The 12,490-nt window shown below is 70.0% G+C and carries 12 protein-coding genes; 9 read left to right on the forward strand and 3 right to left on the reverse strand.

The features are described 5' to 3' along the window. The first annotated feature begins 52 nt into the window (after window positions 1-52). Genes KXD96_RS01725 through KXD96_RS01745 form a run of 5 tightly spaced genes read left to right on the forward strand, consistent with a single transcriptional unit; the run spans window position 53 to window position 5,340 of the window. A complete protein-coding gene (locus KXD96_RS01725) occupies window positions 53-1,222 on the forward strand; it encodes a hypothetical protein (protein ID WP_260742572.1) in 1,170 nt (389 codons plus the stop codon). 14 nt (window positions 1,223-1,236) lie between these two features. Beyond that, window positions 1,237-1,890 carry a DUF4129 domain-containing protein gene (locus KXD96_RS01730; protein WP_260742573.1) on the forward strand — a complete coding sequence of 218 codons (654 nt, stop codon included), beginning with the start codon at window positions 1,237-1,239 and terminating at the stop codon, window positions 1,888-1,890. Beyond that, window positions 1,890-3,038 (forward strand): DUF4350 domain-containing protein, encoded by a 1,149-nt coding sequence (locus KXD96_RS01735; RefSeq protein WP_260742574.1) that lies wholly within the window; start codon window positions 1,890-1,892, stop codon window positions 3,036-3,038. The genes KXD96_RS01730 and KXD96_RS01735 overlap by 1 nt, the downstream gene beginning before the upstream one ends. Then, a complete protein-coding gene (locus KXD96_RS01740; protein ID WP_260742575.1) occupies window positions 3,035-4,018 on the forward strand; it encodes a MoxR family ATPase in 984 nt (327 codons plus the stop codon). The genes KXD96_RS01735 and KXD96_RS01740 overlap by 4 nt, the downstream gene beginning before the upstream one ends. Further along, window positions 4,018-5,340 (forward strand): DUF58 domain-containing protein, encoded by a 1,323-nt coding sequence (locus KXD96_RS01745; protein WP_260742576.1) that lies wholly within the window; start codon window positions 4,018-4,020, stop codon window positions 5,338-5,340. Before KXD96_RS01740 ends, KXD96_RS01745 begins: the two co-directional genes overlap by 1 nt. A 72-nt stretch (window positions 5,341-5,412) precedes the next feature. Here the strand turns inward: KXD96_RS01745 and KXD96_RS01750 are convergent, their stop codons facing one another. Further along, window positions 5,413-6,405 carry a stage II sporulation protein M gene (locus KXD96_RS01750; protein WP_260742577.1) on the reverse strand — a complete coding sequence of 331 codons (993 nt, stop codon included), beginning with the start codon at window positions 6,403-6,405 and terminating at the stop codon, window positions 5,413-5,415. A 36-nt stretch (window positions 6,406-6,441) separates the two neighbouring features. On the opposite strand from KXD96_RS01750, the gene KXD96_RS01755 reads away from it, so the two are divergent. Then, on the forward strand, window positions 6,442-7,314 hold the full coding sequence (locus KXD96_RS01755; protein WP_260742578.1) for an RDD family protein: 873 nt from the start codon (window positions 6,442-6,444) through the stop codon (window positions 7,312-7,314). 8 nt (window positions 7,315-7,322) lie between these two features. On the opposite strand, the gene KXD96_RS01760 is transcribed toward KXD96_RS01755, so the two are convergent. After that, the gene (locus KXD96_RS01760) at window positions 7,323-7,715 is read right to left on the reverse strand and encodes a hypothetical protein (protein ID WP_260742579.1); all 393 of its coding nucleotides are present in this window, start codon (window positions 7,713-7,715) and stop codon (window positions 7,323-7,325) included. A gap of 205 nt (window positions 7,716-7,920) precedes the next feature. Between KXD96_RS01760 and KXD96_RS01765 the strand changes: the two genes are divergently transcribed. After that, a complete protein-coding gene (locus KXD96_RS01765; protein WP_260742580.1) occupies window positions 7,921-8,592 on the forward strand; it encodes a PadR family transcriptional regulator in 672 nt (223 codons plus the stop codon). A gap of 82 nt (window positions 8,593-8,674) precedes the next feature. Here KXD96_RS01765 and glpK read toward each other — a convergent pair whose 3' ends face one another. After that, window positions 8,675-10,201 carry a glycerol kinase GlpK gene (gene glpK / locus KXD96_RS01770; RefSeq protein WP_260742581.1) on the reverse strand — a complete coding sequence of 509 codons (1,527 nt, stop codon included), beginning with the start codon at window positions 10,199-10,201 and terminating at the stop codon, window positions 8,675-8,677. A 114-nt stretch (window positions 10,202-10,315) separates the two neighbouring features. Here glpK and KXD96_RS01775 point away from each other — a divergent pair, with 114 nt between their 5' ends. Beyond that, the gene (locus KXD96_RS01775) at window positions 10,316-11,788 is read left to right on the forward strand and encodes a glutamate--cysteine ligase (protein ID WP_260742582.1); all 1,473 of its coding nucleotides are present in this window, start codon (window positions 10,316-10,318) and stop codon (window positions 11,786-11,788) included. A 21-nt stretch (window positions 11,789-11,809) separates the two neighbouring features. Continuing rightward, a complete protein-coding gene (locus tag KXD96_RS01780; protein WP_260742583.1) occupies window positions 11,810-12,490 on the forward strand; it encodes a class I SAM-dependent methyltransferase in 681 nt (226 codons plus the stop codon).

Consider the following 12,490-nt stretch of genomic DNA (forward strand, 5'->3'; position numbering starts at 1 on the left):
GGATGGAGCCCATGACGACTGACGGGCCCGCCCGCAAACACCGCGGAACACGGTGACCGCGCCGCCGCCCGGCTATCCGGTTGGCCCGCCACCCGGCTACGGCCCGCCACCCGGCTACGGCCCCCCACCCGGCTACGGCCCGCCACCCGGCTACGGCCCCCCACCCGGCTACGGTCCTCCTGCGGGATACGGTCCCCCTGCGGGATACGGACCGCCGCCGGGGTGGCAAAACGGCCCGCCGCAACTGATTCCGGGAGCGATCAAGCCCGGCATCATCCCGCTGCGACCGCTGACCCTTGGCGACATCTTCAACGGCGCGGTCGGCTACGTCCGGGCCAATCCCAAGGCGACGCTCGGGCTGACCGCCATCGTGGTGGTGGCCATCCAGATCGTCACCAAGGTCGCCTTTTTCGGACCGCTGGCGTCCTACAGCAGGTTTACGACCGGCCAGGCCGACGAGCTGACCACGGGAGTTATCGGCGCGTGGTTGACGTCGGTGGGCGCCGGCGCCTTGGTGGCCTGGCTCGGCGGCGTGCTGCTGTCGGGAATGCTCACCGTCATCGTCGGGCGTGCGGTGTTCGGCTCGCCGATCACCATCGGTGAAACCTGGGTCAAGATCCGTGGCCGGCTGCTGCCCCTGCTCGGGCTGGCGCTGCTGGAAGGCGGCGCGGTAGCGGTTATCGCCGGCCTGGTCGCGGTGATCATCGCGGTGCTGGCGGCCATCGGCAGCCCGGCGGCGGCGGTGGTCTTGGGTCTGCCTCTGGCGCTGGCTGTGATCGCGTTGCTGGTCTACCTGTACACGGTCCTGTCGTTCGCGCCCGTGCTGATCGTGCTGGAGCGCCTGCCCGTCCTGGCTGCCATCACCCGATCGTTTGCGCTGGTCCGCAACGGCTTTTGGCGGGTGCTCGGCATCCGGCTGCTGACGGTTCTGGTGACATCGGTTGTCGCGGGCGCGGTCGCGGTGCCGTTCAACATCGTCAGCCAGATCTTCCTCGTCACCCCGTCCACCGGGGCCTTCTTGGTCAGCACCGCGGTCACGTCGGTAGGCGCCGCGATCGGCGAGATCATCACCGCCCCGTTCAACGCCGGAGTCATCACGCTGCTCTATACCGACCGCCGAATGCGCGCCGAGGCTTTCGATCTAGTGCTGCAGACCGGCGCCGCAGGCGGGCCATACGGGACGGCGTCCACCGACAATCTCTGGCTGACGCGGCCGGTCTGAGGACGAGTAAGACAGTGCCCTCCATCGACATCGACCGCGATGCCGCGCACCAGGCCGCGCAGGACGAGCTGAACAAACCGATCTACTCCAAGGGCTCGGCGGGTGAACAGGTAGCCGAGTGGATCAACGAGATGATCTACCGGTTGCTGCAGAAGACCGCCTCGTTTCCCGGTGGGTGGCTCACGGCGACGGTGCTTTTCATCATGCTGGCGATCGCGCTGGCGGCCGCCATCCACATCGCGCGGCGCACCATGCGCACCAACCGGGGCGGCGACTACCAGCTGTTCGAAGCCGCACAGCTCACCGCGGCCCAGCATCGGGCGACCGCCGAAAACTATGCGGCGCAAGGTGACTGGGCCGCAGCGATTCGTCACCGACTGCGCGCGGTCGCCCGCCAGCTCGAGGAGACGGGCGTGCTGGACCCGGCGCCCGGCCGTACCGCCAACGAGCTGGCCTTTCATGCCGGCGCCGCCTTGCCCCATCTCGCTGACGAGTTGTCCCGTGCGGCAACGGCTTTCAACGATGTCACCTACGGTGAGCAACCCGGAACGCAGAGCGCATACCGGATGATCGCCGACCTCGACGATCACCTGCGGTCACGCTCGGCGGCCGTCCCCGCAGCGCCCGGACATCGCGCCGCGTCCGACTCGTGGGCGCAGGTGCGGTGATGGCGACCATCGGGCGTCCCGAAGCCGCCGGCCCGACGGCGGTGCAGCGCTGGCGGTCGTGGCGCTGGGTGATCCTCACCGTGGTGGTGCTCGCCGTCATCGCCGGCGTCGACGCCTATCTGACCGCGCCGCGGCCCGGCGCCCGCATGGATCCGGCGTCGACGGGTCCCGACGGTGCCCATGCGCTGGTGGCGCTGCTGCGCGGCGGCGGCGTAGACGTCGTGGTCGCCGACGGCATCGGCGACGTCGAACGGGCGGCACGTCCCGACGCGCTGATCCTGGTGGCGCAGAGCCAGTACTTGACCGGCCCGCTGTTGGACCGGCTGGCGAATGCGCCCGGTGATCTGCTGTTGGTGGAACCGACGGCACGCACCCGCGAGGCGCTGATGCCCGGCCTGCGTGTCTCGCCGGCCGGGACGTTCGAAGACACCGATCCGGAGTGCACTCTGCGCGAGGCGACCCGGGCCGGGCCGGTTCGATTCGGGCCCAGCGACAGCTACCGCGCCACCGACGGCCGGGAGATGACTCGCTGCTACGGTGGCGCGCTGATCCGCTTCCGGGACGGCGGGCGGACCATCACCGCGGTCGGCAGCACCGACTTCCTGACCAACGGCGCCCTGTTGCAGGAGGGCAACGCCGCCCTGGCGATGAACCTCGCCGGCGCCCGGCCCCGGCTGGTCTGGTACGCGCCGCACCGCGTCGAGGGTGAACCGGCGCCGCCCGGCTCGATTTTTGACCTCATCCCGCAGAACGTGACGTGGATCGTCTGGCAGCTGTGCCTGGTGGTGCTGCTCGTCGCTCTGTGGCGCGGCCGGCGCCCCGGCCCGCTGGTGGCCGAGGAGTTGCCCGTCGTGGTGCGCGCGTCCGAGACGGTCGAGGGCCGCGGCCGGCTTTACCGTTCCCGCCGGGCGCGCGACCGCGCCGCCGCGGCACTGCGCACCGCCACACTGCAGCGGCTGCTGCCCCGGCTCGGCCTGAGCATCGGGGCCTCGGCCCCCGCGGTGGCCGCCGCGGTGGCCGGACGCAGCGGGGCCGACCCGGCCTTCGTCTCCTACCAGCTGTACGGCCCGCCCCCGGCGACCGACCACGACCTGCTACAACTTGCCCGTGCGCTCGACGACATCGAAAGGCAGGTCACACGGACGTGACACAGTCCTCCTCTCCCGCAGAGACCACCCCCACCGCTGAGTCGGCACGAGGCGCGCTGCTGGCGTTGCGCAGCGAGCTCGCGAAGGCCGTCGTCGGGCAGGAGGGGGTGGTCAGCGGCCTGGTGATCGCGCTGCTATGCCGCGGTCATGTGCTGCTGGAAGGTGTTCCGGGAGTGGCGAAGACGCTGCTGGTGCGGGCGCTGGCGGCCGCGCTGCGACTGGAGTTCAAACGGGTGCAATTCACCCCCGACCTGATGCCCGGCGACGTCACCGGTTCGCTGGTGTACGACGCGCGCACCGCCGCGTTCGCCTTCCGGCCCGGCCCGGTGTTCACCAACCTGCTGCTGGCCGACGAGATCAACCGGACCCCGCCGAAGACCCAGGCCGCCCTGCTCGAGGCGATGGAAGAGCGCCAGGTCAGTGTGGAGGGCGTGGCCCAGCCGCTGCCCGACCCGTTCATCGTCGCCGCGACCCAGAACCCCGTCGAATACGAGGGCACCTATCAACTGCCCGAAGCGCAGCTGGACCGCTTCCTGCTCAAGCTCAATGTGATGCTGCCGCCCCGCGATTCGGAGATCACCATCCTCGGCCGGCACGCCCACGGCTTCGATCCCCGCGACCTGTCGGCGATCAAACCGGTGGCCGGGCCCGCCGAACTGGCGGCCGGGCGCGACGCCGTGGGGCACGTGCTGGTCGCCGACGAGGTACTGGGCTACATCGTCGACATCGTCGGCGCCACCCGCTCCTCGCCGGCACTGCAGCTTGGCGTCTCGCCGCGCGGGGCGACGGCGCTGCTCGCCACGGCCCGTTCCTGGGCGTGGCTGTCCGGCCGCAACTACGTCACCCCTGACGACGTGAAGGCCATGGCCCGCCCGACCCTGCGGCACCGGGTGATGCTGCGCCCCGAGGCCGAGCTGGAAGGCGCCACCCCCGACGGCGTGCTGGACGGCGTCTTGGCGTCCGTTCCGGTGCCCCGCTAGTGATCCTGACCGGACGCACCGGGCTGGTCGCGCTCGTGTGCGTCCTGCCCATCGCGCTGTCCCCTTGGCCGGCAAGGACTTTCGTTTTTCTGCTGGTTACGCTGACGATCCTGGTGATCGTGGACATCGCGCTGGCGGCCAGCACCCGCAAAATGCGCTACATCCGTTCGCCGGATCGCTCCGCCCGCCTGGCGCAGCAGGTGGACATCGGGCTGCTGATTCACAACGACGGTCGGCGCCGGTTCCGCGGCCAGGTTCGCGACGCCTGGCCGCCCAGTGCAAACGCGCGGCCCCGCGTCCATCCCGTCAACATCCCCGCCCGGCAGCATCAGCACGTCCAGTCGCAGCTGCGGCCGGTCCGCCGCGGCGAGCAGCGCGCGGCGCTGGTCACCGCCCGTTCGATCGGACCGCTGGGGCTGGCGGGACGCCAAGGGTCACAGGCGGTCCCCGGCCTGCTGCGGGTGCTGCCGCCCTTCCTGTCCCGCAAGCACCTGCCGGCGCGACTGGCCAAGCTGCGCGAGATCGACGGGCTGCTGCCGACGCTGATCCGCGGACAGGGAACGGAATTCGACTCGCTGCGCGAGTACGTCGTCGGTGACGACGTGCGATCGATCGACTGGCGCGCGACCGCGCGGCGCGCCGACGTCGTCGTCCGCACCTGGCGCCCCGAACGCGACCGGCGCGTGCTGATCGTGCTGGACACGGGGCGCACCTCGGCGGGCCGGGTGGGCGTCGACCCGACCGCCGCCGACCCCGCCGGCTGGCCCCGGCTGGACTGGTCGATGGACGCCGCGCTGCTGTTGGCGGCGCTCGCGTCGCGGGCCGGCGACCATGTCGACTTCCTCGCCCACGACCGGGTCACCCGGGCCGGCGTGTTCGGCGCGTCGCGCACCGAACTGCTCGCCCATCTCGTCGAGGCGATGGCCCCGCTGCAACCGGCGCTGCTCGAACCGGATTGGACCGCAATGGTTTCCGCCATCGCGCGGCGGGCCCGCCGGCGGGCACTCGTGGTGCTGCTGACCGATCTCAACGCGACCGCTCTCGACGAGGGCCTGTTGCCGGTGCTGCCTCAGTTGTCGGCGAAACACCACCTGATGCTCGCCGCGGTCGCCGACCCTCGGGTCGACCAAATGGCCGCCGGGCGCTCGGATCCGGCCGCCGTCTACGACGCGGCGGCCGCCGAACGGTCCCGCAACGACCGCCGCGCGATCGCCACGCGGCTGCGCCGTAGCGGGGTGGAGGTCGTCGACGCCCCGCCCACCGAGCTGGCCCCCGCCTTGGCCGACCGCTACCTGGCGATGAAAGCCACCGGCCGGCTTTAGCGGGCCGCGAAAGTGCAACTACCGACGGCCTCACCCGGGAAACGTGTCGGTACTTGCACCTTCGCGGCGCAACTAGCCGGTAGGGATCACGTCGGGCGCGTCCTCGATGTCGCCGGTCTCGCCGGCCCTCACCGCGCGGCGACCGAAATACACGATGTAGGTCAGGAACGCGGCCTCGGCGACGATCCCGATGCCCAGCCGAACGAACGTCGGCAGCGGCGACGGCGTCACCAACGCTTCGATCAGCCCCGACACCAACAACACGCCCGCCAGTCCGATCGCGACCGACACGACGGCGCGGCCCTGTTCGGCGAGGGCTTGACCGCGGGGCCGGTCGCCGGGCGAGATCACCGACCACCCCAGCCGCATCCCCGCCGCCCCCGCCAGGAACACCGCCGTGAGCTCCAGCAGTCCGTGCGGAATCAGCAGCCCGAGCAGGACGGCGCCCTTGCCGGCCTGGAACATCAGCCCGGAGATCAGTCCCAGGTTGGCCGCGTTTTGGAACAGCACGATCGGAATGGGCAGTCCCAGGAGGACGGACATGGCGATGCACTGCGCGGACACCCAGGAGTTGTTCACCCAGATCTGCACGGCGAACGCCGCGGCGGGATGTTCGCTGTAGTAGGCGGCGACGTCGTGGTTCACCAATTGCTCGATCTCGCTTGGCGTTCCGGCGGCCGACTGCACCTCCGGGTTGCCGGCCACCCAGAACGCGATGACCACGGCCACGGCGTAAAACGCCACCGCCGTGCCCAGCCACCACCGCCATGACCGGTACGCCACCACCGGGAAGGACACCGTCCAGAACCGGGCGAAGGTACGGCTCAACGGCGCGTGGGCCCCGGTAACCACGGAACGGGCGCGCGCGACCAGGCTGGAGAGCCGCCCGATCAACAGCGAATCCGACGAGGCCGAGCGCAGCATCGACAGGTGGGTGGACACCCGCTGGTACAGCTCGACGAGCTCGTCGACCTCGGCGCCGGTCAGCGAGCGACGCCTCGCGACCAGCCGCTCGAGGCGGTCCCAGGTACCCCGATGGGCCAGCACGAATGCGTCGACGTCCACCCTGCGCAGCCTAATCGCCCTGTACCGTTCGGTGTTATGTCGGAGGTGGTGACCGGCGACGCCGTCGTGCTCGATGTGCAGATCGCCCAGTTGCCGGTGCGGGCTGTGAGCGCACTGATCGATATCGCGGTGATCGTCGTCTGCTACGTGCTCGGGCTGATGTTGTGGGCCGCCAGCCTGACCCAGTTCGACACCGCGCTGAGCACAGCCGTGCTGCTCATCTTCACGGTGGTGGTGTTCCTGGGCTATCCGGTGATACTCGAAACGGCAACGCGGGGGCGCTCGGTGGGCAAGATCGCGATGGGCCTGCGGGTGGTGTCCGACGACGGCGGCCCGGAACGCTTCCGGCAGGCCCTGTTTCGGGCTCTGGCGTCGGTGGTGGAGATCTGGATGTTGTTCGGCAGTCCCGCGGTCATCTGCAGCATGCTGTCGCCGAAGGCCAAGCGGATCGGCGACATCTTCGCCGGCACCGTCGTCGTGAACGAACGCGCACCCCGCCTGGGCCCGCCGCCGGTGATGCCGCCGTCGCTGGCCTGGTGGGCGTCGTCGCTGCAACTTTCCGGCCTGCCCGCCGGCCAGGCCGAGGTCGCGCGCCAATTCCTTTCGCGGGCAACGCAACTCGATCGCCAGCTACGCCAGCAGATGGCATACCGCATCGCCGGTGACGTGGTGTCGCGCATCGCCCCGCCGCCCCCGCCCGGCGCCCCGCCGGAATTGGTGCTCGCCGCCGTGCTCGCCGAACGGCACCGCCGCGAACTGGCCCGGCTCCGTCCCGCGATGCCGCCGCCGGGCGTCGCGCCGTGGCCGTCGTGGCCGCCCGCGCCGCAGCAGCAGGCCGTCCCATGGCCGGATCAAGGACCACCCCGGCAGGCCCCGCCCAGTCCGGGTGGTTTCTCACCGCCCGGCTGACCGACGCACTAACCGGAAACGCTCGCCGCCATGAGCGCGACGTCGGCGATCAACAGCGCCCATCCGCACAGCGGAACGGCGATGCCGCCGCGGCGCTTCGCGGTGAAAAGCGAAATGACGATCACGACGGCCGCAACCGCGGGCGCGCCATAGAACGCGACCCCGAAGTTGATGCCGCCGTGGCCCAGGTTGGGGCAATTGCTGTCGGCGCAGCCGTCGGTGCTCATCACCGCGCCAAGCGCGAAGAGCATCACGATGGCGGCGGCGGGCACAGTGGCCAGCGCCAAGGCCCAGTTGACCCACGGCCGTGCGTTGCGCCGGGGAGCGCTGCCACCCTGCGCGAGGCCGGTCGCGGTGGAGGTTCCGCCGCCCACCGCCAGGTTGGGGTTATCAGCGTTCATCCCAGAGTGCCTACCCGCCGCCTGTCGAGCGCAAACCGCGGCGGGCGCGCGGCCTCGTGAATGCGCCAGTGCCCCAAAACCGGACGTCACCGGGTCACAACGGCCGCCGCACCGCACCCGTTGCATCGCGATCGTTTCCGATATATCGTGATACCTCGAAGCGCACCGACGGTGCGCCAAGCCCGAGAGCATGAGGACTACACCAATGAGCAACCCATTCACTCCCCCCGGGGGACCGTTCGTCGGTCATCCGGGATTCGGTTTCGGCCTGCACGGCGCCCGGCGCCAGGCACGTCGGGAATTCTTCGAGAACCTCCGCGACCACGCGGGCGGCCAGGGATTCGGCCCCGGTTTCGGCCCCGGGTTCGGGCCGGGTTTCGGACCTGGATTCGGCTTCGGGCCGGGCGGCCGGCGCGGCGGATGGCGCCGCGGCCCCGGCCGGGGCAGACGCGGTGACGTCCGGGCGGCCATCCTGGCGCTGCTGACCGAACGGCCCATGCACGGCTACGAGATGATCCAGCAGATCGCCGAACGCAGCAACGGGATCTGGAAACCCAGCCCCGGCTCGGTCTATCCGACGCTGCAGCTGTTGACCGACGAGGGCCTGATCACCGCCAGCGAAAGCGAGGGCAGCAAAAAGCTGTTCGAGCTGACCGAGCAGGGCCGCGCGGCGGCCGGGAAGGTCGAGACCCCGCCGTGGGACGAGATCGCCGAAGGCGCCGACCCGGGTCAGATGAACCTGCGGGCCGCCATCGGCCAGCTGTTCGGCGCGGTCGCGCAGTCCGCGCACACCGCGACGGCCGAGCAGCAGCAGCGCATCGTGGAAATCCTCAACAGCGCGCGGCGCGAGATCTACGGCATCCTCGGCGAGGACTGACCCTCGTGCCGCGACCGTCCGCAAATGTTCCCCCGCCCCGGCGTGTCGGTGTACAAACACGGACGCTCGCGGCACCGGGAAGCTAGGTCACGTCGACCCAGTCCAGGGTCCGCTGCACCGCCTTTTGCCAACCCGCGTATCCGGCCGCGCGCTGCTCGTCGGTCCAGGCCGGCGTCCAGCGCTTGTCCTCGCGCCAGTTGGCCCGCAGGTCGGACGGATCGGCCCAGAACCCCACCGCCAAACCGGCCGCGTAGGCCGCGCCCAGCGCGGTCGTTTCGGCGACCACCGGCCGCACCACGTCCACGCCCAGCACGTCGGCCTGGATCTGCATGCACAGGTCGTTGGCGGTGATGCCGCCGTCCACCTTCAACACCTCAAGGCGCACACCGGAATCCGCCGCCATCGCGTCCACCACGTCGCGGCTCTGGTAGCAGATCGCCTCAAGCGTCGCGCGGGCCAGGTGCGCGTTGGTGTTGAACCGGGACAACCCCACGATCGCGCCGCGGGCGTCGGATCGCCAGTAGGGCGCGAACAGGCCGGAAAACGCCGGGACGAAATAGACTCCGCCGTTGTCGGCGACCTGGCGCGCCAGCGACTCGCTTTGCGCGGCACCGCTGATGATGCCCAACTGGTCGCGCAGCCACTGCACCGCGGCGCCGGTGACCGCTATCGAACCCTCAAGCGCGTAAACGGGTTTGGCGTCGCCGAATTGGTAACAGACGGTGGTCAGCAGCCCGTTGTTCGAGCGCACCATGGTCTCGCCGGTGTTGAGCAGCAGGAAGTTTCCGGTGCCATAGGTGTTTTTCGCCTCGCCCTGCGACAGACACACCTGCCCCACCATCGCCGCGTGCTGGTCACCGAGCATCCCGGTGACGGGCACCTCGCCGCCGATCGGCCCGGCCTGGGCGCAGACGCCGTACGGCTGCGGCGATGACGACGGGGCGATCGCCGGCAGCATCGCACGCGGAATCGCAAAGAACGACAACAGCTCGTCGTCCCAGTCCAGGGTCTGCAGGTCCATCAGCATGGTCCGGCTGGCGTTGGTCACGTCGGTGACGTGCACGCCGCCGCGCGGGCCTCCGGTCAGATTCCACAGCACCCAGGTGTCCGCGGTGCCGAACAGCGCGTCGCCGCTCTCGGCGGCCTCTCGCACCCCGTCGACGTTCTCCAAGATCCACTGCAATTTGCCACCGGAGAAGTACGTCGCCGGCGGCAGGCCCGCCTTGCGGCGGATCACCTCGCCGCGTCCGTCGCGTTGCAGCGCCGATGCGATCCGATCGGTGCGGGTGTCCTGCCAGACGATCGCGTTGTAATAGGGCCGCCCCGTGCGCCGATTCCACACCAGCGTGGTTTCCCGCTGATTCGTGATGCCCAGCGCCGCAATGTTATTCGCGGCCAGATTGGCTCGGTTGAGCACCGACATCAGCACCGACGAGGTGCGCTCCCAGATTTCGACCGGGTCGTGCTCGACCCAGCCGGCGCGGGGCAGGATCTGTTCGTGCTCGAGCTGATGGCGAGCCACTTCGGCACCGTCGTGATCGAAGATCATGCAGCGAGTGCTGGTGGTTCCCTGGTCGATGGCGGCTACAAACTCAGCGGACCCGGCCAACTGCTCTCCTTTACCCGTGATCGGACTCGTCAGGAGTCCATCACGGTCTGGGTGAACTCGACAAGCTCACCGCGTAGCTTGCGTTACCGGCGGTGACCCTGTTCCATCGGCGGTGTGGGCGAAGAGGTCAAGCGCACCACGTACAACAGCGCAGATCGGCGGGAATACGGCCGCAAGCTCCAGTTGTGCCTGGACGTCTTCGAGACGATGCTGGCGCAGTCGCGCTTCGAGTCGGATAAGCCACTCACCGGCATGGAGATCGAGTGCAACCTCGTCGACGCCGACTATCAGCCCGCGATGGCGAACCGCGATGTGCTGGACGCCATCGCCGATCCGGCTTTCCAGCCGGAATTGGGCGCCTACAACATCGAATTCAACGTGCCACCCCACGCCCTGCCCGGACACACCACCCTGGACCTGGAGGGCGAGGTGCGGGCCAGCCTGAACGTCGCCGAGATCAAGGCCAGCGCGGGTGGGGCCCACATCGTCATGATCGGGATCCTGCCCACGCTGATGCCCGAACACCTGGCCACCGGCTGGATGAGCGACTCGAGGCGATACGCGGCGCTCAACGAGTCGATCTTCACCGCCCGCGGCGAGGACATCCCGATCAACATCTCCGGCCCCGAACCGCTGAGCTGGCAGGCCGTGTCGATAGCCCCCGAATCCGCTTGCACCAGCATCCAATTGCACCTCCAGCTGGCCCCGGAAGCGTTCGCCGCCAACTGGAACGCAGCCCAGGTGGTGGCCGGGCCGCAGCTGGCGCTGGGCGCGAACTCGCCATACTTCTTCGGCCACCAGCTGTGGTCCGAAACCCGCATCGAGCTGTTCACGCAGTCCACCGACACCCGGCCCGAGGAGCTGAAGTCCCAGGGCGTGCGGCCGCGGGTGTGGTTCGGCGAAGGGTGGATCACCTCGGTCCTCGACCTCTACCAAGAGAACATCCGCTACTTCCCGTCCCTGCTGCCCGAGGTGTCCGACGAGGACCCGGTCGCCGAGCTGGCCGCCGGGCGGGCGCCGCAGCTGTCCGAGTTGCGGCTGCACAGCGGAACCGTGTACCGGTGGAACCGGCCGGTCTACGACGTGGTCGACGGGCGCCCGCACCTGCGGCTGGAGAACCGGGTGTTGCCGGCCGGGCCGACCGTGGTGGACATGCTGGCCAATTCCGCGTTCTTCTACGGCCTGCTGCGCAGCCTGTCCGAGGACGACAACCCCCTGTGTGCCGACATGGATTTCGCTGTGGCACAAGCGAATTTCCTCGAGGCGGCGCGAAGCGGCATCGGCGCCCGGCTGCACTGGCCGGGTCGGGGCCACGTGCGGGCGACCGAGCTGGTGCTGGACACGCTGCTGCCGATCGCCGACGCGGGACTGCGCCGCTGGGGCGCGGACGCGGACGTGCGGGACCGCTTCCTCGGGGTCATCGAGGGACGCGCCCGGACGGGCCGCAACGGCGCCACCTGGCAGGTGTCCACCGTGCGCGCGCTGGAAGACGGGGGAATGACCCGGCCGGCGGCGTTGGCCGAGATGCTGCGCCGGTACTGCGAACACATGCACGCCAACGAGCCGGTGCACACCTGGGACTCCTGACCGCGGGGTACGTTGCCAACCATGACGGACGATCAGGTTATGGACTGGGACGGCGCATACCGCGAGCAGGCGCACTTCGCGGGTCCGCCGCCGTGGAACATCGGTGAGCCGCAGCCGGAGCTGGCCGCATTGGCCGCGGCGGGGATGTTCCGCGGCGACGTGCTGGACGCCGGGTGCGGGTTCGCCGAGCTGTCGTTGGCGCTCGCCGCCCAGGGCTACACGGTGGTCGGTGTCGACCTGACGCCGACCGCCGTCGCCGCGGCGGCCAAGGCCGCCCGGGAGCGCGGCTTGACCACGGCCAGCTTCGTTCAGGCCGACATCACGTCGTTCACCGGTTATGACGGCCGGTTCTCCACCGTCGTCGATTCCACGCTGTTTCACTCGCTGCCGGTCGAGGGCCGCGACGGCTACCTGAGTTCCATCCACCGCGCGGCCGCTCCGGGCGCCAGCTTGTTCGTGCTGGTGTTCGCCAAGGGCGCCTTCCCCGCCGAGATGGAACCGAAGCCCAACGAGGTCGACGAGGACGAGCTTCGCGCCGCGGTGAGCAAGTATTGGGAGGTCGACGAGATCCGGCCGGCCTTCATCCTGTCGAACGCCGTCGAGATTCCCGACGCGCCTTTCGAATTCCCGACGCATGAGCGCGACGAGAAGGGCCGGGTGAAGATGCCCGCCTACCTGCTGACGGCGCACAAAGCGGGCTAG

It is taken from the genome of Mycobacterium sp. SMC-2, from assembly GCF_025263485.1.
Taxonomy (GTDB): domain Bacteria; phylum Actinomycetota; class Actinomycetes; order Mycobacteriales; family Mycobacteriaceae; genus Mycobacterium.

Excerpts from the sequence above, each read along its gene's own strand:
- KXD96_RS01760 (WP_260742579.1), bottom strand. The coding sequence starts at position 7,715 with ATGAACGCTGATAACCCCAACCTGGCGGTGGGCGGCGGAACCTCCACC.
- KXD96_RS01765 (WP_260742580.1), top strand. The coding sequence starts at position 7,921 with ATGAGCAACCCATTCACTCCCCCCGGGGGACCGTTCGTCGGTCATCCG.
- KXD96_RS01780 (WP_260742583.1), top strand. The coding sequence starts at position 11,810 with ATGACGGACGATCAGGTTATGGACTGGGACGGCGCATACCGCGAGCAG.
- KXD96_RS01735 (WP_260742574.1), top strand. The coding sequence starts at position 1,890 with ATGGCGACCATCGGGCGTCCCGAAGCCGCCGGCCCGACGGCGGTGCAG.
- KXD96_RS01755 (WP_260742578.1), top strand. The coding sequence starts at position 6,442 with ATGTCGGAGGTGGTGACCGGCGACGCCGTCGTGCTCGATGTGCAGATC.